Consider the following 22,011-nt stretch of genomic DNA (forward strand, 5'->3'; position numbering starts at 1 on the left):
CAAACGATATACCCCTAAAGTCGGAACTTTCTCAAACAAAATCAAAAACAATATTTGCTTTATTTGTACACAAAAGCATAATCCACTGCGTGCGAGTTCCTGACCGCATGGTCAACAAATTCGCGTATGCCTCAAAGGGCTGCTGCCACCCCTCATGGGTCCAGCCCTGGAAATAACAATAAAACTCTTGAGGAGTACTCGCTGTGGAAAGCCGCAAATCCGAAGCATCGACGCTGGACCTCTCACCGCCCTTACGCACCGGTGTGCTGGAGCGCATCTTCAAACTCAGCTTGCATGGCACCACGGTGAAGACCGAGCTGATTGCCGGTCTGACAACCTTCATCACCATGGCTTACATCATCTTCGTCAACCCGAACATCATGGCCGATGCCGGGATCGATCACGGTGCAGCCTTCGTCGCCACCTGCATTGCCGCCGCACTCGGCTGCCTGCTGATGGGCCTGTACGCCAACTGGCCAGTGGGTCTGGCACCGGGCATGGGCCTCAATGCGTTCTTCACCTACACCGTGGTCGGCACCATGGGCTACAACTGGGAAACCGCGCTCGGTGCGGTGTTCGTCTCCGGTGTACTGTTCATGATCCTGACCTTCTCGCGTATCCGCGAGTGGCTGCTCAACAGTATTCCAGTCAGCCTGCGCTTTGCGATGGGCGCCGGTGTCGGCCTGTTCCTCGGTCTGATCGGCCTGAAAACCGCCGGCATCGTCGTCGACAGCCCGGCCACACTGATCAAGCTCGGTTCCCTGCGTGAACCGGGCCCATTGCTGGCGGCGATCTGCTTCCTGATGATCGCAATCCTCAGCTACCACAAAGTCTTCGGCGCGATCCTCATCAGTATCATCACCGTGACCCTGGCCGGTTGGGGCTTGGGCATCGTGCACTACTCGGGAATCATGTCGACCCCGCCAAGCCTGGCGCCGACCTTCATGGCGATGAACGTGGCCGGCGTGTTCAACGTCAGCATGATCAGCGTGGTCCTGGCTTTCCTCTTTGTGCACATGTTCGACACCGCTGGCACCCTGATGGGCGTTGCCCAGCGCGCCAATCTGGTCAACGCTGACGGGCGTATCGAAAACCTCTCCCGCGCCATGAAAGCCGACAGTGCGTCCAGCGTGTTCGGCGCCGTGGTCGGTGTTCCTCCGGTGACAAGCTACGTGGAAAGTGCCGCCGGTGTGGCCGCTGGTGGTCGGACTGGTCTTACCGCAGTCACCGTAGGTGTGCTATTTATAGCCGCGATGTTTTTCGCACCGCTGGCCGGCATGATTCCCGCCTATGCCACCGCCGGTGCACTGATCTACGTCGCAATGCTGATGATGGGTGGCATGGCCCACATCGAGTGGGACGAAGCCACTGATGCCATTCCGGCGATCGTCACCGCGATCATGATGCCGCTGACCTTTTCGGTCGCCGACGGCATCGCGCTGGGCTTCATCACCTACGTGGCGTTGAAGGCCGGTACCGGCAAGTACAAGGAAATTTCCGTCAGCCTGTGGGTGCTCTGCGCGATCTTCATCGCCAAGTTCATCTTCTTGTAAGCGTCACGCGGTTCAAGCTTCGACACAGCCTCACCCTCGCGGGTGGGGCTTTTGCACATTCTTGAGTACAACAAAAAAGGAGCAAAGTGATGAGTCTGGAAACCTGGCTGCTGTTCAGCGGCGCTGCGTTGGTGGTGATCCTGATCCCGGGGCCGCTGTCATTGCTGATGATCAGCAACAGCCTGAACTACGGCTTGCGCCGTTCGTACCCGGCGTTTCTCGGCGGCGTGATCGCCTCGATCTGCCTGCTCAGTGCCTCGGCGCTGGGGCTTGGCGCCCTGCTGCTGGCGTCGGAACAGCTGTTCAGCGCGCTGAAAATCGTCGGTGCGCTGTACCTGTTCTATCTCGCCTGGCAGAGCTGGCAGCAATCGCGTCAGCCGTCGGTAGGCGCCGAAGTGCCGCAAGCTGCGCCGGTACCGCGCTTTCGTACACTGTTCGGGCGGGCCTTTGTATTGGGCGCCAGCAACCCGAAAGACATCCTGTTCTTCGCCGCATTTCTGCCGCAGTTCCTCAGCGCGCAACAGCCGTTCCTGCCGCAGTTGCTGATCATGATTGTGACCTGGGTGGTGCTCGACCTGGGCTGCAAACTGGCTTACGGACTGGGTGCGCATGGCGCGGCACGCTATCTGCGCAGCGGCAAGGGGCAGAGCTGGTTCAACCGGGTGAGTGCCGGGTTGTTCAGTGGTGCGGGGGCTGCTTCTTTGTTGAGCCGCTAAAGAGCAAAAGATCGCAGCCTTCGGCAGCTCCTACAGTTTGAAATACAGTCCCCTGTAGGAGCTGCCGAAGGCTCGGGCCGCGTTCGGACGATCTTTTGACTTTAAGGCAGACGAAAAAAAGCCCGCAGTGTGAGCGGGCGAAAGACCAAAGAAGCTATATGCGCAGTCGCTTCCCGGTGGGGGCAGCTGCTTGGGGGTCAGCTGCCCCGGTAGGTGGAATAGCTGTAAGGCGAGATCAGCAGTGGCACGTGGTAGTGATCCTGTTCGGCAGAGATGCCGAAACGCAGCACTACCACGTCCAGAAACGCCGGCTCCGGCAACTGCACGCCACGGGCGCGGTAGTAATCGCCGGCGTGGAACTGCACCTGATAGACCCCGGTGCGGTAGTCATCGCCTTGCAGCAGCGGCGCATCGACCCGGCCATCGCTGTTGGTAACCGCACTGGCGACCAATTCCAGGTGCGATCCTTCAACGCGGTACAGCTCGACCTTGATCGAGCTGCCCGGGCAACCGTGTGCAGCGTCCAAAACGTGTGTTGTCAAACGTCCCATTGATTCTGCGCGCCTGGCCGCAAAGAGCAGTCAGACTTCGCGCCTCCCGAAGTCAGGTAAAAAGGAGACCGCACCGATTCGGAGCACGAAAGGCTGCGGCGAGCGATTGATTAAGACACTTTCCATGAAAATTGTACACAATAAAAACGACATTTTTCGCGTCACCCCCGCCATTCGGGCGTTTACCGCTGATCTGCGCAGTCAGCGCCTATCTATTGAACCTGCGATCCATTAGCTGACTGATCAGGCAGGTTTCTTGCAGGCTCACGCCATTAACAGCAAAAGAGGACAGTCGGTGAAAAATGCGAAAATTCAGGCTTACAAAGTGAGATTAAAGTTGTATACAATCAGCCCATCGCTGTGACGCCAGCCTGCTTACTCACCGCCAGGCCGCCACACCCTCTGTCAACGAATAAGAAGGAAGACTGCAGTGAGCGCTGACTACCCACGCGACCTGATCGGTTACGGCAGTAACCCTCCTCACCCACACTGGCCGGGCAATGCCCGCATCGCCCTGTCGTTCGTGCTCAACTACGAAGAAGGCGGCGAGCGCAACATTCTGCACGGCGACAAAGAATCCGAAGCCTTCCTCTCCGAGATGGTTGCCGCCCAGCCGCTGCAAGGCGCGCGCAACATGAGCATGGAATCGCTTTACGAGTATGGCAGCCGTGCCGGCGTCTGGCGGATCCTGAAACTGTTCAAGGAATTCGACATTCCGCTGACCATCTTCGCCGTGGCCATGGCCGCCCAGCGCCACCCGGACGTGATCCGCGCGATGGTCGAGGCCGGTCACGAGATCTGCAGCCACGGCTACCGCTGGATCGACTACCAGTACATGGATGAGGCGCAGGAGCGCGAGCACATGCTCGAAGCGATCCGCATCCTCACCGAACTCACCGGCGAACGCCCACTGGGCTGGTACACCGGCCGCACCGGCCCGAACACCCGTCGCCTGGTGATGGAAGAAGGCGGTTTTCTCTACGACTGCGACACCTACGACGACGACCTGCCCTACTGGGAACCGAACAACCCGACCGGCAAGCCGCACCTGGTGATTCCGTACACCCTCGACACCAACGACATGCGCTTCACCCAGGTGCAGGGTTTCAACAAGGGCGACGATTTCTTCGAATACCTCAAAGACGCGTTCGACGTGCTCTACGCCGAAGGTGCCGAAGCGCCGAAGATGCTTTCGATCGGCCTGCACTGCCGACTGATCGGCCGTCCGGCGCGCCTGGCTTCGCTCAAGCGCTTCATCGAATACGCCAAAAGTCATGAACAGGTGTGGTTCAGCCGCCGTGTCGACATCGCGCGCCACTGGCACGAAACCCACCCGTATCAAGGGGCCGCCCAATGAGCCGCTTTCAAACCCTGCAACCGTCGACCCTGAGCCGCGACGCCTTCGTCAAAGCCTTCGCCGACATCTACGAACATTCGCCATGGGTGGCCGAGAAGGCCTACGACCTGGGCGCAGATGCCTCGATCGACGAGATCGAAACCCTGCACCAGCGCATGAGCGACATCCTGTTGAGCGCCGATCACGCAAGCCAGCTTGCGTTGATCAACGCTCACCCGGACCTGGCCGGCAAAGCGGCCGTCCAGGGTCAACTGACCGAAGCCAGCACTCATGAACAGGCTGGCGCCGGTATTCACCAATGCACGGCCGAAGAGTTCCAGCGCTTCACCGAGCTGAACGACGCCTACAAGGCCAAGTTCAAGTTTCCCTTCATCATGGCGGTAAAAGGCAGCAACCGGCATCAGATCCTCGCGGCGTTCGAAACGCGCATTCACAACTCGCAAGACACCGAGTTCAAATGCGCGCTGGCGCAGATCAACAAGATCGCCCTGTTCCGTTTACTGACTCTTTAGCAAGCCTGGCCCGAGCATGTCAGACGCGGAGAATGCCCAGGGCCTCGCAAGCATCCCCAGCCACTTATTTAAAGGCAGACAAGAAGAATGAAAGCTTACGCCGTACCTTTCGAGAAGTTCGTCAACCTGGCCGATGCCCGTCTGGGCACCAAAATCATCTCGGTCACCGATGACTGGTTCGCAGACGCCAATCGTCTGTTTCAGCCGACCCCGGCCGTGTGGAAAGAGGGTGTGTTCGACGACAACGGCAAGTGGATGGACGGCTGGGAATCGCGTCGCAAGCGCTTTGAAGGCTACGACAGCGCCGTGATCCGCCTGGGCGTACCGGGTTCGATCAAAGGCGTAGACATCGACACTTCATTCTTCACCGGCAACTTCCCGCCATCGGCCTCGCTGGAAGCGTGCTTCCTGGCCTCGGGCGAGCCGGACGAAAACACCCAGTGGACTGAAGTGCTGTCGGCCGTCGAGCTGCAGGGCAACAGCCACCACTACCACGAAATCAGCAACGACAAAGCGTTCAGCCACTTGCGCTTCAACATCTACCCGGACGGCGGCGTGGCCCGTCTGCGCGTGTACGGCATTCCGTTCCGCGACTGGTCCGCGGTTGGCGACAACGAGCAAGTCGATCTGGCTGCAGCCCTGAACGGTGGCCGCGCCCTCGCCTGCTCCGACGAACACTTCGGTCGCATGAGCAACATCCTCAACCCGGGCCGTGGCATCAACATGGGCGACGGCTGGGAAACTGCACGTCGTCGTACCCCGGGCAATGACTGGGTGATCGTCGCGCTGGGTCACCCGGGCGAGATCGAAAAAATCATCGTCGACACCCTGCACTTCAAGGGCAACTACCCGGACACCTGCTCGATCCAGGGCGCGTTCGTCAAGGGCGGTACCGACAGCCAGATCGAAACCCAATCGCTGTTCTGGCGCGAACTGCTACCAAGCCAGAAGCTGGAAATGCACGCCGAACACACCTTCGTCGAGCAGATCAAGGCACTGGGCCCGATCACCCACATCCGCCTGAACGTGTTCCCGGACGGTGGCGTGAGTCGCCTGCGTGTATTGGGCAAGGTCGCGAAGTAAGGCTGAGTCTGCAGGAGCTGCCGCAGGCTGCGATCTTTTGATCTTGATCTTAAAAAACAAAGTCAAAAGATCGCAGGCTTCGCCAGCTCCTACAGGGATCGCGCAAGACGCACTGACAAGTTGAACAACACAGAATTCGGATAAGAACAGCATGCGCACACTACAGATTGAACCGCTGACCAAAGAAGCCTTCGCCCCCTTCGGTGACGTGATCGAAACCGACGGCAGCGATCACTTCATGATCAACAACGGTTCGACCATGCGCTTCCATAAACTGGCGACGGTCGAAACCGCTACGCCTGAGGACAACGCGATCATCAGCATCTTCCGCGCCGACGCGCAGGACATGCCGCTGACCGTTTGCATGCTGGAACGCCATCCGCTGGGCAGCCAGGCTTTCATTCCGCTGCTCGGCAACCCCTTTCTGATCGTGGTCGCGCCACTTGGCGATGTACCTGTATCAGGCTTGGTCCGCGCCTTCGTCACCAACGGCAGGCAGGGCATCAATTACCATCGCGGCGTCTGGCACCACCCGGTGCTGACGATCGAAAAGCGGGATGACTTCCTGGTGGTTGATCGCAGTGGCACAGGCAATAACTGCGATGAGCATTTTTTCAAAGAGGATGAGCGTTTGATCCTCGCCCCCCACCAATAAGAGAAGGTCTGATCACTCGACAACAAGAGTGACAGGCGAGAGGTAAAGACTGTGGAAGCACATCTGTTGGAATGGCTGAACCTGAGCGTGCGCTGGGTTCACATGATCACTGGCGTGGCCTGGATCGGCGCGTCGTTCTACTTCGTCTGGCTGGAGAACAACCTCAACCGCGTCAACCCGAAAACCGGTCTGGCCGGTGATCTGTGGGCGATTCACGGCGGCGGTATCTATCACCTGGAAAAATACAAACTGGCCCCGCCGTCGATGCCGGAGAACCTGCACTGGTTCAAATGGGAAGCCTACTTCACCTGGATGTCGGGGATCGCGCTGCTGTGCGTGGTGTTCTACTCCAATCCAACGCTATACCTGCTGGCTCCGGGCAGCACACTGAGCGGCCCTGAAGGCGTGGCCATCGGTATCGGCTCGCTGTTCCTCGGCTGGTTCATCTACTCCTTCCTGTGCGACTCGGCGCTGGGCAAACGCCCTGCTCTGCTGGGCTTCATTCTGTTCGTGCTGATCATCGGCGCGGCGTACGGCTTCAGCAAAGTGTTCAGCGGTCGTGGCGCGTACCTGCACGTCGGCGCGATCATCGGCACCATCATGGTCGGCAACGTGTTCCGCATCATCATGCCGGCGCAGCGCGCACTGGTCGCTGCCATCGCCGAGAACCGCACGCCGGACCCGGCGCTGCCCGCCAAGGGCCTGCTGCGTTCGCGTCACAACAACTACTTCACCCTGCCGGTGCTGTTCATCATGATCAGCAACCACTTCCCGAGCACCTACGGCAGCCAGTACAACTGGTTGATCCTGGCCGGGATCGCCGTGTTGGCGGTGTTGGTGCGTCACTACTTCAACACCCGTCACGACAGCCACAAGTTTGCCTGGACCCTGCCCGTGGCAGCGGTGGGCATGATCACCCTGGCGTACGTCACCGGCCCTGCGCCGATGCCAACCGCGCCGGACGTGGCCAAGGCGCCAGCGAAAATCGACTACCAACCCCTGCCGGAAACGGCACTGGGCGGTGGCGCGAAACCGGCTGAAGCTGCGGCACCGGCGCAAGCGTCCAACGCAGGGCCTGCGTTCGACAAGGTGCACAACGTGATCCAGGAACGCTGCGCGGTCTGCCATTCGGCCAAACCGACCAGCCCGTTGTTCAGCGCGGCGCCCGCCGGTGTGATGTTCGACACCCCGGAGCAGATCCGTCAGAACGCGGCGCGCATCCAGGCGCAAGCCATCACCACGCAGATCATGCCACTGGGCAACATCACCCAGATGACCCAGCAGGAACGTGACCTGATTGGTGCATGGATCGCCCAGGGAGCCCAGACCAACTGAGCCACACCAAAGCCTGTGTAAAAGCAGGCTTTTGGGATGAAGGGATTTACCTGTGGTGAGGGGGGCTTGCCCCCGTTCGACTGCGCAGCAGTCGCAAACCGGCAATCGCAATCTGCCTGATGTACGCGGTTAAAGGTTTTGGGGCTACTTCGCAGCCCAACGGGGGCAAGCCCCCTTGCCACAAAATGCCTCCAGCCAAGCATACGAATGATGCACAAGGACAGCTGTGAGCCACCCGGCAGCTGTTCAATCACAAGAATAAAAAGATCCGAGGTGTTGCATGTCCGAGCTGTCCAAAGCGCGCATCCCCGACGCACCCGCCATTCAGCGTTTGCCCCTTTTGCAACTGATCCTGGTCGGTTTGCAACATGTTCTGCTGATGTACGGCGGTGCCATCGCGGTGCCGCTGATCATTGGACAGGCCGCTGGCCTGAGTCGTGAAGAAATTGCCTTCCTGATCAACGCCGACCTGCTGGTCGCCGGTATCGCCACCATCGTCCAGTCGCTCGGCATCGGCCCCATGGGCATCCGCATGCCGGTGATGATGGGCGCCAGTTTTGCCGCGGTCGGCAGCATGGTCGCCATGGCCGGCATGCCTGGCATCGGCCTGCAGGGGATCTTCGGGGCGACGATTGCCGCCGGGTTCTTCGGCATGCTCATCGCGCCGTTCATGTCCAAGGTCGTGCGCTTCTTCCCGCCGCTGGTGACCGGCACGGTCATCACCTCGATCGGTCTGTCGCTGTTCCCCGTGGCCGTGAATTGGGCCGGTGGCGGTGCCGCCGCTGCGCAATTCGGTTCACCAATTTATCTGGCCATCGCCGCTCTGGTGCTGGCGACCATTCTGCTGATCCACCGTTTCATGCGCGGTTTCTGGGTCAATATTTCCGTACTGATCGGCATGTGCATCGGCTACGTGCTGTGCGGCGCGATCGGCATGGTCGATCTGAGCGGCATGGCCAACGCGCCATGGATTCAGTTCGTCACTCCGCTGCACTTCGGCATGCCGAAATTCGAACTCGCGCCGATCCTGTCGATGTGCCTGGTGGTGGTGATCATCTTCGTCGAGTCCACCGGGATGTTCCTGGCGCTGGGCAAGATCACCGGCCAGGAAGTCTGCCCGCGCATGCTGCGTCGCGGCCTGTTGTGCGATGCCGGCGCCTCGTTCGTCGCCGGTTTCTTCAACACCTTCACCCACTCCTCGTTCGCGCAGAACATCGGCCTGGTGCAAATGACTGGCGTGCGCTGCCGCTCGGTGACCATCGTCGCCGGCGGGCTGCTGATCGTGCTGAGTCTGCTGCCGAAAGCCGCATTCCTTGTCGCGTCGATTCCACCAGCAGTGCTGGGCGGTGCGGCGATCGCGATGTTCGGCATGGTTGCCGCGACCGGAATCAAGATCCTTCAGGAAGCCGACATCGGTGACCGGCGCAACCAGTTGCTGGTGGCGGTAAGCATCGGCATGGGCCTGATCCCGGTGGTGCGTCCGGAGTTCTTCGCCCATCTGCCGCTGTGGATGAGCCCGATCACCCACAGCGGCATCGCCATGGCCACGCTCAGCGCACTGACGCTGAACCTGCTGTTCAACATCCTCGGCGGCGCCGAACGCGCAGCGATCAACGACTGCCACGCACACCCGCATTAACAGCAACGCCTAAAGTCAAGGCAATCCCCTGTGGCGAGGGGGCTTGCCCCCGTTCGGCTGCGAAGCAGTCGTAAACCTGCCAGCTCGATTTGACCCATAAAAATGCAGGGGGCCGCTTCGCGACCCAACGGGGGCAATCCCCCTCGCCACAGAAAAATAAAAACAAGAGGGAGCACCCGATGATTCGCACGCAAACCAACGTTCTGTTGAGTGGCGGCCTGCTGGCCGCGAGTCAGGCCATGGCCGGCGATTTGCTGCTGTGGCAGACCAACAGCCTGAGCTATCTGTACGGCAAGAACTTCGCGATCAACCCGTCGATCCAGCAGACGGTGACGTTCGAGCACGCCGACAAGTGGAAGTACGGCGACAACTTCCTGTTCGTCGACAAGATCTTCTACAACGGTCAGGAAGACCGCAACAAAGGCCCGCACGCCTTCTACGGCGAATTCACCCCACGCTTCTCGTTCGGCAAGATCTTCGACCGCAAGATCGAGTTCGGCCCGATCAAGGACGTGCTGCTGGCGATGACCTACGAGTACGGCGAAGGCGACAGCGAGGCCTACCTGATCGGCCCCGGCTTCGACCTGAAAGTACCCGGTTTCAACTACGTGACCCTGAACATCTTCCGCCGCCAGACCGAGGGCCCGCGCCCCGGCGACGGCGTGTGGCAGATCACCCCGGGCTGGTCGTACAGCGTTCCTGTGGGCAATTCCGACCTGCTGATCGACGGCTATCTGGACTGGGTCGTCGACAACGACCAGAACTCGCGCGGCACCTACCACGCCAACCTGCACATCAATCCGCAGATCAAATACGACTTGGGCAAAGCCTTGGGCTGGAGCCACAAGCAGCTGTATGTCGGCACCGAATACAGCTACTGGAAGAACAAATATGGCGTCGAAAGCAGCCACAACCTCGACACCAACCAGAACACCGCCAGCCTGCTGGTGAAGGTGCACTTCTGAAGATGGCCCGCAACCGTGCCCCATACCTGTCGTCGGTGCTCTGTTGCGGGGCACTTGAGACCTGGCCGAGGAGTCAGTATTCTCCGCGGCCTCTTGAATTCGGTCTAAAAAAAAGCCCGAATTTAATTCCTGACCAGCAGGCCAACTTATCCCGGCCCCGGTCAGTACCGAGGCATCCCGAAAACACGCTCAATCGACTGTTTTTCAGCAGCCGAACGGGCGTTTTTTGGCTTTTCGAAAGCCTTGGCTCAGCTCTTGCTAACAGCATCAAAGCTGACCAGTCGGATGACTTTTGCAGCAACGAAAAAAGGCGCCACACCAGAGCGCCGATCTTAAAAAAATAAACGTGGAACACCTACTTTGGGAGCAACCGAATGAAACGTATGTGCACCAGCCTGATGCTCGCGGGATCGATGCTGGCCGGCGGCCAGGCCATGGCCGACGGCCTGCTGCAATGGCAGAACAACAGCCTGACCTACCTTTACGGCAAAGACTTCAAGGTCAACCCGGCGATCCAGCAGACCGTCACCTTCGAGCACGCCGATGCCTGGAAGTACGGGGATAACTTCCTGTTCGTCGACAAGATCTTCTACAACGGCAAGCCTGACGGCGGCGTCGGCAACAACACTTACTACGGCGAATTCAGCCCGCGCCTGTCGCTCGGCAAGATCCTCGACCAGAAGATCGAATTCGGCCCGGTCAAGGACGTGCTGCTGGCGATGACCTACGAATTCGGTGAGGGCGACGTCGAGTCGTACCTGATCGGCCCTGGTTTCGACCTGGCGATTCCCGGTTTCGACTACTTCCAGCTGAACTTCTACCAGCGCCACACCGAAGGCTCGCGCGCTGGCGACAACGTCTGGCAGATTACCCCTGTGTGGTCCTACACCATTCCGGTCGGCGACTCGAACATCCTGATCGACGGCTTCATGGACTGGGTGGTCGACAACGACGTCAACAGCAAAGGCGAATACCACGCCAACCTGCACTTCAACCCACAGGTCAAATACGACCTGGGCAAGGCGCTGAATTTCGGCGAGAAGCAGCTGTACGTTGGTGTTGAATACGACTACTGGAAAGACAAGTACGGGATCGACGACACCCGTGCGTTCACCACCAATCAGAACGTGACCAGCTTCCTGGTGAAGTTCCACTTCTGATGCTGATGTAGGTGGCGTCTGCAAGGACGCCATCGCGAGCAGGCTCACTCCTACAGGGGTTCATTGTTGACGCCATTTGCGCGCCCGACATAAATCCTTGTAGGAGTGAGCCTGCTCGCGATGGCAACACCACAGATTTCAGGCCGGAACCACCGCCTCGGTAATCCCCAGAAACCGGCACAGTTCCTCACGCTTGGCCAACGCATCGCGCCGTCCCAGGTCGATCAGCTCGCTGCAATACCCCGCCTCGAACAGCAGATAACTCAACACCCCTGCCCCACTGGTCTTGGTCGCCCCCGGTCCGCGCAAAAACAGGCGCAACGCCGCCGGCAACTCCTGGCGATGCCGCGCCGCGATTTCATCGATCGGCTGACTCGGCGCAATCACCAACACCTCCACCGGCGCCACCCCCAGCTCGCGAGTCGGAATGCCCTCGGGCATCAGGTGACTGAACTGGTTCAGACGCTGCAGCAACTCGATGTCGCTCTCCAGGCTGTCAATGAACGTGCTGTTGAGCAGGTGCCCGCCGATCTGCGCCAGCGTCGGCTGTTGCCCGGTGTAGGCGCGCTCCAGCGGCTGCTGCGGATCGAAACCGCGCGGGTTGCCACTCACGCCCACCACCAGCACCCGGCTCGCGCCCAGATGCAGTGCCGGGCTGATCGGCGCTGATTGGCGCACCGCGCCGTCACCGAAATATTCCTCGCCGATTTTCACTGGCGCAAACAGCAACGGGATCGCCGAACTGGCCAGCAGATGGTCCACCGACAACTGCGCCGGCACGCCGATCCGCCGGTGGCGCAACCACGCATCGATCTTGCCGCCGCCCTGATAGAACGTCACCGCCTGCCCCGACTCATAGCCGAACGCGGTCACCGCCACCGCATGCAATTGCTTGCGCGCGATGGATTCGGCGATGCCGGGCATGTGCAGTTTTTCATTGAGCAGATCGCGCAGCGGCGAGCTGTTGAGCAGAGCCACCGGCAGTTGGCGGCCGATGCCGAGCAGGCTGTGACTGACAAAACGGCTGGCCTGACGGATCACCCCGGGCCAGTCGCTGCGCAACACCCGGTGACTGCGAAAGCCCTGCCAGAACAGCGTCAAACGTTCGATGGCGGCGCGAAAGTCGGTGGCGCCGCTGGCCAGGCTGACCGCATTGATCGCTCCGGCCGAGGTGCCGACGATCACCGGAAACGGATTGTCCGCGCCCAGCGGCAGCAATTCGGCAATCGCCGCCAGCACCCCCACCTGATACGCCGCCCGAGCCCCGCCGCCGGAAAGAATCAAACCTGTGACCGGTTCAGCTGGGCTCATCGCAACGCTCCATGGTGCTTAAAGGGATAGGTCGATCAACGGCGCCGTTTGGCGTACAACTTGGGCTCGCCCGGTGGCCGGCTCTTGAAGCGGCGATGCGCCCACAAGTATTGCTCAGGGCAGGCGCGCAACGCACTTTCCACCCACTGGTTGATGCGGATGCAGTCGGCCTCTTCGGTTTCACCGGGGAAGTCTTCCAGCGGCGGATGGATCACCAACCGGTAACCGCTGCCGTCCGCCAGACGCTCCTGAGTGAACGGCACCACCAACGCTTTACCCAACCGGGCAAACTTGGTGGTCGCGGTCACCGTCGCCGCCTGAATGCCGAACAGCGGCACGAAGATGCTTTGCTTGGCGCCATAATCCTGATCCGGTGCGTACCAGATCGCCCGGCCCGAACGCAGCAACTTGAGCATGCCGCGCACGTCGTCACGCTCCACCGCCAGCGAGTCGAGGTTGTGCCGCTCGCGACCACGACGCTGAACAAAGTCGAACAACGCATTCTTGTGCTCGCGGTACATGCCGTCGATGGTGTGTTGCTGGCCGAGCAGCGCTGCGCCGATTTCCAGCGTGGTGAAGTGCGCGGCCATGAGGATCACGCCCTTGCCTTCGCGCTGAGCTTTTTGCAAATGCTCCAGCCCTTCGACGTGGGCCAGTTTCGCCAGGCGCTCACGGGACCACCACCAGCTCATCGCCATTTCAAAGAAGGCGATACCGGTGGAGGCGAAGTTTTCCTTGAGCAGGCGTTTGCGTTCGGCGGCGGATTTTTCCGGGAAGCACAGCTCAAGATTGCGCTTGGCAATGCGCCGCCGGTCGCCGGCCACGCGATACATCAACGCGCCCAGAACACGACCGATCGTCAGTAAAACCGGATACGGCAACTGCACGACCAGCCACAACAGCCCCAGACCGCACCAGAGCGGCCAGAAGCGGGGAGAAAGATAGGCTTTTCGAAAACGCGGGCGATCCATTAAAGCTTCCGTAAATACAGTGGCCGCGCATTCTACATCGTTCGACCCGGCTTGCGGCTCGCGGGCGTTCTCGTTATAAGTCTCGGCACTTTTAGTGACAAGCCGTTGTATGCCGATATGAGCCAAAACGAATCGCCAGACCAAGATCCCGTGTTCCAGTTGAAGGGCAGCATGCTGGCCATTACGGTGCTGGAGTTGTCCCGCAACGACCTCGACAGCCTTGATCGGCAACTGGCCGCCAAAGTCGCCCAGGCGCCGAATTTCTTCAGCAATGCACCGTTGGTCCTGGCGCTGGACAAACTGCCGCCGGGTGAAGGCGCGGTCGACCTGCCCGGGCTGATGCGCGTGTGCCGCCAGCATGGCCTGCGCACCCTGGCGATCCGCGCCAGCCGTATCGAAGACATCGCTGCCGCCATCGCCATCGACATCCCGGTGCTACCGCCCTCCGGCGCCCGTGAGCGGCCGCTGGAAACCCCGGAACCGGAAGTCAAAAAGAAGCCGGAAAAACCACCAGAGCCGACCATCAAGCCGACCCGCGTCATCACTTCGCCAGTACGTGGTGGCCAACAGATATACGCCCAAGGTGGCGATTTGGTCGTGGTTTCTTCGGTCAGTCCGGGGGCGGAACTTCTTGCCGATGGCAACATCCATGTATACGGCCCGATGCGCGGTCGCGCGCTGGCCGGCGTCAAAGGCGACACCAAGGCCCGGATTTTCTGTCAGCAATTGAGCGCTGAACTAATCTCCATCGCCGGGCATTACAAGGTTTCCGAGGATTTGCGTCGCGATCCGCTGTGGGGCTCCGGCGTACAGGTCAGCCTGTCGGCCGACGTGTTGAACATCATTCGGCTTTAACGGATACTGCCGCATTTTCCAAGCATCTCTAAAACGTAGCGAAAACGGCTCAAACGAAGTAGGAAAAAGGATCAAGGAGTGTTTGCCCCCGGCAAGTGCGACTTGCGCCGAATTCCAGCCAAGGCTGTCCGACTGCAGTAGTTTTCAAGAGATGTTTTTCAGGGGCTAAAAAGTCCTTCTTCCTTAGGGGTGAAACACCTTGGCCAAGATTCTCGTGGTTACATCCGGCAAGGGTGGTGTGGGTAAGACCACCACCAGCGCCGCTATCGGTACCGGCCTCGCTCTGCGCGGCCACAAAACAGTGATCGTCGACTTCGACGTGGGCCTGCGTAACCTCGACCTGATCATGGGTTGCGAGCGTCGCGTGGTGTATGACTTCGTCAACGTGGTCAACGGCGAAGCCAACCTGCAGCAGGCCCTGATCAAAGACAAGCGCCTGGAAAACCTCTACGTGCTGGCCGCCAGCCAGACCCGCGACAAAGACGCGCTGACTGTCGAAGGCGTGGAAAAAGTTCTGATGGAGCTCAAGGAACAATTTGAGTTCGTCGTCTGCGACTCTCCGGCGGGCATCGAGAAAGGCGCACACCTGGCCATGTACTTCGCTGACGAAGCGATCGTCGTGACCAACCCGGAAGTGTCTTCCGTACGAGATTCGGACCGCATGCTCGGCCTGCTGGCGAGCAAGTCGCGTCGTGCCGAACGTGGCGAAGACCCAATCAAGGAACACCTGCTCATCACCCGCTACCACCCGGAGCGTGTTGAAAAGGGCGAGATGCTTGGCGTGGAAGACGTCAAGGAAATTCTCTCGGTAACCCTGCTCGGCGTGATCCCGGAATCCCAGGCGGTGCTCAAGGCATCCAACCAGGGCGTACCGGTGATTCTCGACGACCAGAGCGACGCCGGTCAGGCATACAGCGATACCGTCGACCGTTTGCTGGGCAAAGAAAAAGCCCACCGTTTCCTCGATGTCGAGAAGAAGGGATTCTTCGAGCGCCTGTTTGGAGGTAGGTAATGAACCTTTTTGACTTCTTTCGTGCCAACAAAAAGCCAAGTACCGCCTCGGTAGCGAAAGAGCGTCTACAGATCATCGTGGCGCATGAGCGCGGCCAGCGCAGCACGCCGGATTACTTGCCAGCCTTGCAAAAGGAACTGGTCGACGTGATCCGCAAGTACGTCAACATCGGCAACGACGACGTACATGTTGCACTGGAAAGCCAGGGCAGTTGCTCGATTCTGGAACTCAACATCACCCTGCCAGATCGCTGAGTCGATCCGGCAGGAACGACGGCGGCTCGGGCTGTTGATGCTCGTGCAGGCGCTGCCGAAGGCTGCGATCTTTTGATCTCCAACGTCAAAAGATCGCAGCCTTCGGCGGCTCCTGCAGAGTTATCGGCAGTCTGAGCCGCCGTTGGCATTTGTTACGAGGCTGTTTTAATGCCGTTGTCCAACATCCGCATCATCCATCAGGACGCCGCCGTACTGGTGGTCGACAAACCGACGTTGTTGCTCTCGGTGCCCGGTCGCGCCGACGACAACAAGGACTGCCTGATCACCCGCCTGCAGGAAAACGGCTACCCGGAAGCGCGCATCGTCCATCGCCTGGACTGGGAAACCTCCGGCATCATTCTGCTGGCCCGTGACGCCGACACCCACCGCGAACTGTCGCGGCAGTTTCACGACCGCGAAACCGAAAAGGCCTACACCGCCCTGGCCTGGGGTCAGCCGGAACTGGACAGCGGCAGCATCGACCTGCCCCTGCGCTACGATCCGCCGACCAAACCGCGGCACGTGGTCGACCACGAATTCGGCAAGCATGCCCTGACCTTCTGGCGCGTACTGGAGCGTTGCGGCGACTGGTGCCGTGTCGAACTGACGCCGATCACCGGTCGCTCGCACCAGTTGCGCGTACACATGTTGTCCATCGGCCACCCGCTGCTGGGTGACGGGCTCTACGCCCACGAGCAAGCTCTGGCAGCCTGGCCGCGCCTGTGCCTGCACGCGAGCATGCTGAGCTTTACCCACCCGCAAACCGGCGAGCGCCTGCGCTTCGAATGCCCGGCACCGTTTTAAGCGCTACCTGAGAGGCAGCGCTGTTTTCAGACAAGGATTTTGTTTTCGGATGAGTTGTATTGATTCCCTGGTACCCCCCCTCAAAAAAGTTCGTCACCAACTGCTTTACCTGATTTACGGCAATCAGGATGTGTACCGGCGCGAAGCCAAGTTCAGCATCCTGACGGCGTTGTCCCACGCCAAAAACGGCGAGCGTCCGGCCATCCGCATTCTCACCGACCGCCCCGACGACTATGCCGGCTGGCCGGTCGACACGGTGTTGCTGGACGAAGCAACCCAGACCCGCTGGCAAGGCACTCACGGCTATCACCACCGGCGCAAGGCCTGCGCCATTGCCGCCGGCATGCAGTGGGCGGAAAAGACCCTGTTCGTCGACACCGACACCCTGTTCACCCGCCACCCGAGCCAACTGTTCAAATTCATTGAGCCGAACCGCTCGGTGATGGATCGCTTCGAGTACGACTGGAAAGACGTGCACCTGCGCGCCGAGTATCAAAAACTGGGCCGCGACCTGCGCAGCCACGGCGTGACCCCGGATAACGGCTTCAAGCTCTACAACAGCGGCCTGTGTGGCGTGACCGAGCGTGATTCGGCACTGTTCGAAGAGTCGATCCGCCTGATCGATGAGTGGACACTCGGCGGCTTCGAAATCCACACCATCGAACAGATCGCCCTGTCGTACGCCATGCGCGAGCGTCAGGTGGTGGAGGCGCGCAAACACGTCTACCACTACTTCGCGGAAAAACGCTTCTTCCACGCAATGCAGACGTACTTCTTCTCCCAGCACGGCGAGCAGTTCAGTCAACGCCTGGTGGACCTGTGCACCGACGTACCGCGGGTCAAACCGTTCCCCTCCGCCTGGCACCGACTGAAAATCAAATGGAAGCTGCGCCACCAGAACGGCGCGCTGCGCAAGGTCGGTCGCGACCTGCTGTACGGCAGCGCTGCGCCGGAGGATCCGTACTACAGCGCCTGCCGGCACGAATGGTGGGAATGTGCCTCACGGGAAATACTCCGCTGGGACGAGAGCCGGCAGAAAAAACTGCTGAGCCAGAAGCCCTGGCCACAACAGTTGCCGCGCCCGGACAAGCCGGAAGATGAAAAAATCATCATGAGCTACCTGAAAAAACGCGTGACCGCCGCCCGCTAAGCCACACATCCCCTGTAGGAGTGAGCCTGCTCGCGATTACGTCATGTCAGTCAACAAATCTGCTACTGATACGACGTAATCGCGAGCAGGCTCACGCCTACAGTTTTTGTGCAGACAATGAACTGCGCATTGTCATGCCCCAAGCCCCAAGCCGATGCGTTAAACTCCCGCCCATTGCTGTCTGGAGCTTCTTATGCGCGAAGAGTTGAACCAAGGCCTGATCGACTTCCTCAAGGCCTCCCCTACCCCGTTCCACGCCACCGCCAGCCTCGTTCAGCGTCTGGAGGCCGCCGGTTACGTGCGCCTCGACGAGCGCGAGCCGTGGAACACCGAGGCCAACGGCCGCTACTACGTCACCCGCAACGACTCCTCGATTGTCGCGATCAAAATGGGCCGCAACTCGCCGCTGCACGACGGTATCCGTCTGGTCGGCGCCCACACCGACAGCCCGTGCCTGCGGGTCAAGCCGCAACCGGAACTGCAACGCCAGGGCTTCTGGCAACTGGGCGTCGAAGTCTACGGCGGCGCACTGCTCGCACCGTGGTTCGACCGCGACCTGTCGCTGGCCGGCCGCGTCACCTTCCGCCGCGACGGCAAGGTCGAAAGCCAGTTGATCGACTTCAAGGCACCGATCGCGATCATTCCCAACCTGGCGATTCACCTCAACCGGGAAGCCAACCAGGGCTGGGCGATCAACGCGCAGACCGAGCTGCCGCCGATCCTCGCGCAATTCGCCGGTGACGAGCGCGTCGACTTCCGCGCCGTGCTCACCGATCAACTGGCCCGCGAACACGGTCTGAACGCCGACGTGGTGCTGGATTACGAACTGAGCTTCTACGACACCCAAAGCGCTGCGGTGATTGGCCTTAATGGCGACTTCATTGCCGGTGCGCGCCTGGACAACCTGCTGTCGTGCTACGCCGGCCTGCAAGCCTTGCTCACCGCCGAGACCGACGAAACCTGCGTGCTGGTGTGCAACGACCACGAAGAAGTCGGTTCCTGCTCGGCCTGCGGTGCCGACGGCCCGATGCTCGAACAGACCCTGCGCCGCCTGCTGCCCGAAGGTGATGAATTCGTCCGTACCATCCAGAAATCGCTGCTGGTCTCGGCCGACAACGCCCACGGCGTACACCCCAACTATGCGGAGAAGCACGACGCCAACCACGGCCCGAAACTCAACGCCGGCCCGGTGATCAAGGTCAACAGCAACCAGCGCTACGCCACCAACAGCGAAACCGCCGGGTTCTTCCGCCACCTGTGCATGGCCGAAGAAGTACCGGTGCAGAGCTTCGTAGTCCGCAGTGATATGGGTTGCGGCTCGACCATCGGCCCGATCACCGCCAGCCATCTGGGCGTGCGCACCGTCGACATCGGCCTGCCGACCTTCGCCATGCACTCGATCCGCGAACTGTGTGGCAGCCACGACCTGGCGCACCTGGTCAAAGTGCTGAGCGCGTTCTACGCCTCCCGCGAACTACCGTAAGTTCTAAACGATCATCTCTTTCGGGGTGATCGCAAATCACTGTAGGAGCTGCCGCAGGCTGCGATCTTTTGATCTTGCTTTTGAACTGCAAAAACACAAGATCAAAAGATCGCAGCCTTCGGCAACGCCTACACAGATCAATACCCGTCAGCGAAAACCGACCTAGACTCAAATCATTCCCTTCGACAAGGCAGTCACCATGATCTCGATGTCTTCATTCCACGCCATGCTCGTGCCCATCCTCACCGGGATGATCCTGCTGGCCATCGGCTTCAACTTCCGCGACAAGAACGCCGGAGTGTTCGCCATGTGGATCGGCATGCTGATGATCCTGGCGACCGTGGTCTACAAGATCCTCGCCAAACTCAACGAATAAATCAGCGCCCGGCTCGCATTGATTCTGGCTGCCTCGTACACTCGCTCAATTCGCCCCTTTGCGAGGTTGACCGCCTAGTGTTCGCTCGTCTGTTTGCTCTGCCCTGCCTGTTCCTTGTCTGCCTGATGACATTGCTGCCACTGTCCCCTGCCCATGCAGTCGGCTTGCCGGGGCTGCTCAGCAACACCAAGGCGCAGCCCGAGGCGCAGGAACCGCTGGGCCAGTCGCTGGATGAAGTCATCAAGTCGCTGGAAAACGACAAGCAACGCGCGCAATTGCTGACCGACCTGAAAAAGCTGCGCGACGCCACGAAAAAGGCCCAGGTCTCTCCGGAAGAAGGTGTGCTGGGTCTGATTGGCGGCACGCTGGCCAATTTCGAGAAACAGTTTTCCGGTGCCGACAGCCCGCTCACCCGCTGGTCAGACGAGTTCGATCAGGCCAAGGATGAGCTGAAGGCATTGATGCTGCCGGCCAGCGAATGGTTGCCGATCATCTTCGCCTTCGCCGTGATCCTGATGGTCTGGAGCCTGCTCGCCGCCGCGTTGATCTGGCTCGGTCACCGGGTGCGCATGCGCTTCGGCCTGACTGAAGAACTGCCCCAGCACCCCAAGGCCCTCGACATGCTGCGCTTTGCCCTGCGCAAGCTCGGGCCGTGGTTGATCGCACTGGTGATCACCGTCTACATGAGCTACGCGCTGCCGTCGTCATTGGGCAAGAGCCTGGCGATGGTGCTGGCTTATGCCCTGGTGGTCGGCACCTGTTTCTCGGCGATCTGCGTGATCGCGTTCTCGCTGCTCGACGGCCCGCATCGGCATCGGGCGCTGTACATCCTGCGCCATCAGGCCTTCCGCCCGCTGTGGCTGATCGGCAGCTTCGCCGCGTTCGGTGAAGCGCTCAACGACCCGCGTCTGGTGGAAGCCCTCGGCGTGCACCTGGCGCATAGCACCGCGACGATCACCAATGTCCTCGCAGCGCTGTTCACCGGCCTGTTCATCCTGCGCTTCCGCCGGCCGATCGCGCACCTGATCCGCAACCAGCCCTTGTCCCGCCGCCTGACCCGCCGCGCCCTCAGCGACACCATCGATATCCTCGGCACCTTCTGGTACGTGCCGGCGCTGGTACTGGTCGGGATCTCGCTGTTCGCCACCTTCGTTTCCGCCGGCGACACCAGCACCGCGCTGCGCCAGTCGCTGATCTGCACAGTGCTGCTGGTGCTGTGCATGGTGATCAACGGCCTCGTGCGCCGTCACTCGCTCAAACCGCAACGCGGGCCGAAACGCCATGCGCTGTATTCGGAACGCCTGAAAAGCTTCTTCTACACCCTCGCCCACCTGCTGGTGTGGCTGACCTTCATCGAACTCGGCCTGCGCGTATGGGGCAAGTCGCTGATCGGTTTCGCCGAGGGTGAAGGGCATGACGTCAGCGTCAAACTGTTCAGCCTGATTGGCACGCTGATTTTCTCTTGGCTGATCTGGATCCTCGCTGACACGGCCGTGCATCACGCCCTCACCCGCTCGCGCAAAGGCCTGGCCAATGCCCGTGCGCAAACGATGATGCCGCTGATCCGCAACGTGCTGTTCGTGGCGATTTTCATCATCGCGCTGATCGTCGCCCTGGCGAACATGGGCATGAACGTCACGCCACTGCTGGCCGGTGCCGGTGTCATCGGTCTGGCCATCGGTTTCGGTGCGCAGTCGCTGGTGGCGGACTTGATCACCGGCCTGTTCATCATCATCGAAGACTCACTGGCGATCGACGACTACGTGGATGTCGGCGGCCACCTCGGCACCGTCGAAGGCCTGACCATCCGCACCGTGCGCCTGCGCGACATCGACGGCATCGTCCACACCATCCCGTTCAGCGAAATCAAAAGCATCAAGAACTACTCCCGGGAATTCGGCTACGCGATTTTCCGGGTGGCCGTGCCGTACAACATGGAAATCGACGACGCGATCAAACTGATGCGCGAAGTCGGCCAGAAAATGCGCACCGATCCCCTGCAGCGGCGCGACATCTGGTCGCCACTGGAGATTCAAGGCGTAGAAAGCTTCGAGTCCGGCAGCGCGATCCTGCGGGCCCGTTTCAAGACCGCGCCGATCAAGCAATGGGAAGTTTCCCGAGCGTTCAACCTGTCGCTCAAACGCCACCTCGACGAGGCCGGCCTGGACCTGGCAACGCCGCGCATGAGCGTGCAAGTGATCACCGCCGGCGGTGGCCAGCCCAAGGAATAGCACTTGGGCGCGATGTGCGGGTCACAGGCAGGGAAGCC

General features: G+C 60.5%; 21 protein-coding genes. 18 read left to right on the plus strand and 3 right to left on the minus strand.

Features of this window, described 5'->3' with window-relative positions; genetic code table 11:
• Positions 1-203: 203 nt before the first annotated feature.
• A complete protein-coding gene (locus KKQ10_RS27565; RefSeq protein ID WP_215502909.1) occupies positions 204-1,553 on the plus strand; it encodes an NCS2 family permease in 1,350 nt (449 codons plus the stop codon).
• 89 nt (positions 1,554-1,642) lie between these two features.
• Entirely contained in the window at positions 1,643-2,269 is a 627-nt protein-coding gene (locus tag KKQ10_RS27570) for a LysE family translocator (RefSeq protein ID WP_127651701.1), read from the plus strand.
• Positions 2,270-2,466: 197 nt separating this feature from the next.
• On the opposite strand, the gene uraH is transcribed toward KKQ10_RS27570, so the two are convergent.
• On the minus strand, positions 2,467-2,820 hold the full coding sequence (uraH, locus tag KKQ10_RS27575; RefSeq protein ID WP_007913983.1) for a hydroxyisourate hydrolase: 354 nt from the start codon (positions 2,818-2,820) through the stop codon (positions 2,467-2,469).
• Between the two features lie 430 nt (positions 2,821-3,250).
• Between uraH and puuE the strand changes: the two genes are divergently transcribed.
• The 8 genes from puuE (at position 3,251) to KKQ10_RS27615 (ending at position 11,526) form a co-directional block, all read left to right on the plus strand.
• The gene (gene puuE / locus KKQ10_RS27580) at positions 3,251-4,177 is read left to right on the plus strand and encodes an allantoinase PuuE (RefSeq protein WP_096797017.1); all 927 of its coding nucleotides are present in this window, start codon (positions 3,251-3,253) and stop codon (positions 4,175-4,177) included.
• A complete protein-coding gene (uraD, locus tag KKQ10_RS27585) occupies positions 4,174-4,689 on the plus strand; it encodes a 2-oxo-4-hydroxy-4-carboxy-5-ureidoimidazoline decarboxylase (protein ID WP_215502910.1) in 516 nt (171 codons plus the stop codon). Before puuE ends, uraD begins: the two co-directional genes overlap by 4 nt.
• Before the next feature lie 87 nt (positions 4,690-4,776).
• A complete protein-coding gene (alc, locus tag KKQ10_RS27590; RefSeq protein ID WP_007960036.1) occupies positions 4,777-5,772 on the plus strand; it encodes an allantoicase in 996 nt (331 codons plus the stop codon).
• 151 nt (positions 5,773-5,923) lie between these two features.
• Positions 5,924-6,427: an ureidoglycolate lyase gene (locus KKQ10_RS27595; RefSeq protein WP_215502911.1), complete on the plus strand. Its 504-nt coding sequence runs from the start codon at positions 5,924-5,926 to the stop codon at positions 6,425-6,427.
• 51 nt (positions 6,428-6,478) lie between these two features.
• The gene (locus tag KKQ10_RS27600) at positions 6,479-7,762 is read left to right on the plus strand and encodes a urate hydroxylase PuuD (protein ID WP_215502912.1); all 1,284 of its coding nucleotides are present in this window, start codon (positions 6,479-6,481) and stop codon (positions 7,760-7,762) included.
• A gap of 280 nt (positions 7,763-8,042) precedes the next feature.
• Entirely contained in the window at positions 8,043-9,401 is a 1,359-nt protein-coding gene (locus tag KKQ10_RS27605; protein ID WP_215502913.1) for a nucleobase:cation symporter-2 family protein, read from the plus strand.
• A 179-nt stretch (positions 9,402-9,580) separates the two neighbouring features.
• A complete protein-coding gene (locus tag KKQ10_RS27610) occupies positions 9,581-10,366 on the plus strand; it encodes an outer membrane protein OmpK (protein ID WP_215502914.1) in 786 nt (261 codons plus the stop codon).
• A 374-nt stretch (positions 10,367-10,740) separates the two neighbouring features.
• Positions 10,741-11,526 (plus strand): outer membrane protein OmpK, encoded by a 786-nt coding sequence (locus tag KKQ10_RS27615; RefSeq protein ID WP_127651706.1) that lies wholly within the window; start codon positions 10,741-10,743, stop codon positions 11,524-11,526.
• A gap of 138 nt (positions 11,527-11,664) precedes the next feature.
• Here the strand turns inward: KKQ10_RS27615 and KKQ10_RS27620 are convergent, their stop codons facing one another.
• Entirely contained in the window at positions 11,665-12,837 is a 1,173-nt protein-coding gene (locus tag KKQ10_RS27620) for a patatin-like phospholipase family protein (protein WP_127651707.1), read from the minus strand.
• A gap of 35 nt (positions 12,838-12,872) precedes the next feature.
• On the minus strand, positions 12,873-13,808 hold the full coding sequence (locus KKQ10_RS27625) for a lipid A biosynthesis lauroyl acyltransferase (protein ID WP_064586700.1): 936 nt from the start codon (positions 13,806-13,808) through the stop codon (positions 12,873-12,875).
• Between the two features lie 117 nt (positions 13,809-13,925).
• On the opposite strand from KKQ10_RS27625, the gene minC reads away from it, so the two are divergent.
• The 8 genes from minC (at position 13,926) to KKQ10_RS27665 (ending at position 21,973) form a co-directional block, all read left to right on the plus strand.
• On the plus strand, positions 13,926-14,663 hold the full coding sequence (gene minC / locus KKQ10_RS27630) for a septum site-determining protein MinC (protein WP_127651708.1): 738 nt from the start codon (positions 13,926-13,928) through the stop codon (positions 14,661-14,663).
• Positions 14,664-14,862: 199 nt separating this feature from the next.
• On the plus strand, positions 14,863-15,675 hold the full coding sequence (gene minD, locus KKQ10_RS27635; protein ID WP_007913953.1) for a septum site-determining protein MinD: 813 nt from the start codon (positions 14,863-14,865) through the stop codon (positions 15,673-15,675).
• A complete protein-coding gene (gene minE, locus KKQ10_RS27640; RefSeq protein ID WP_003223146.1) occupies positions 15,675-15,929 on the plus strand; it encodes a cell division topological specificity factor MinE in 255 nt (84 codons plus the stop codon). The genes minD and minE overlap by 1 nt, the downstream gene beginning before the upstream one ends.
• A gap of 168 nt (positions 15,930-16,097) precedes the next feature.
• Positions 16,098-16,733 carry an RluA family pseudouridine synthase gene (locus KKQ10_RS27645; protein ID WP_007960625.1) on the plus strand — a complete coding sequence of 212 codons (636 nt, stop codon included), beginning with the start codon at positions 16,098-16,100 and terminating at the stop codon, positions 16,731-16,733.
• A gap of 49 nt (positions 16,734-16,782) precedes the next feature.
• Positions 16,783-17,883, plus strand: coding sequence for a hypothetical protein (locus tag KKQ10_RS27650; RefSeq protein ID WP_215502915.1), 1,101 nt, complete (start codon positions 16,783-16,785; stop codon positions 17,881-17,883).
• A gap of 193 nt (positions 17,884-18,076) precedes the next feature.
• On the plus strand, positions 18,077-19,366 hold the full coding sequence (locus KKQ10_RS27655; RefSeq protein ID WP_127651710.1) for a M18 family aminopeptidase: 1,290 nt from the start codon (positions 18,077-18,079) through the stop codon (positions 19,364-19,366).
• 199 nt (positions 19,367-19,565) lie between these two features.
• Positions 19,566-19,742, plus strand: a complete 177-nt coding sequence (locus KKQ10_RS27660; protein WP_164747902.1) for a hypothetical protein — start codon at positions 19,566-19,568, stop codon at positions 19,740-19,742.
• A gap of 77 nt (positions 19,743-19,819) precedes the next feature.
• Entirely contained in the window at positions 19,820-21,973 is a 2,154-nt protein-coding gene (locus KKQ10_RS27665) for a mechanosensitive ion channel family protein (protein ID WP_215502916.1), read from the plus strand.
• Positions 21,974-22,011: the final 38 nt, after the last annotated feature.

This window comes from Pseudomonas sp. MG-9, assembly GCF_018729515.1.
Lineage (GTDB): Bacteria > Pseudomonadota > Gammaproteobacteria > Pseudomonadales > Pseudomonadaceae > Aquipseudomonas > Aquipseudomonas serboccidentalis.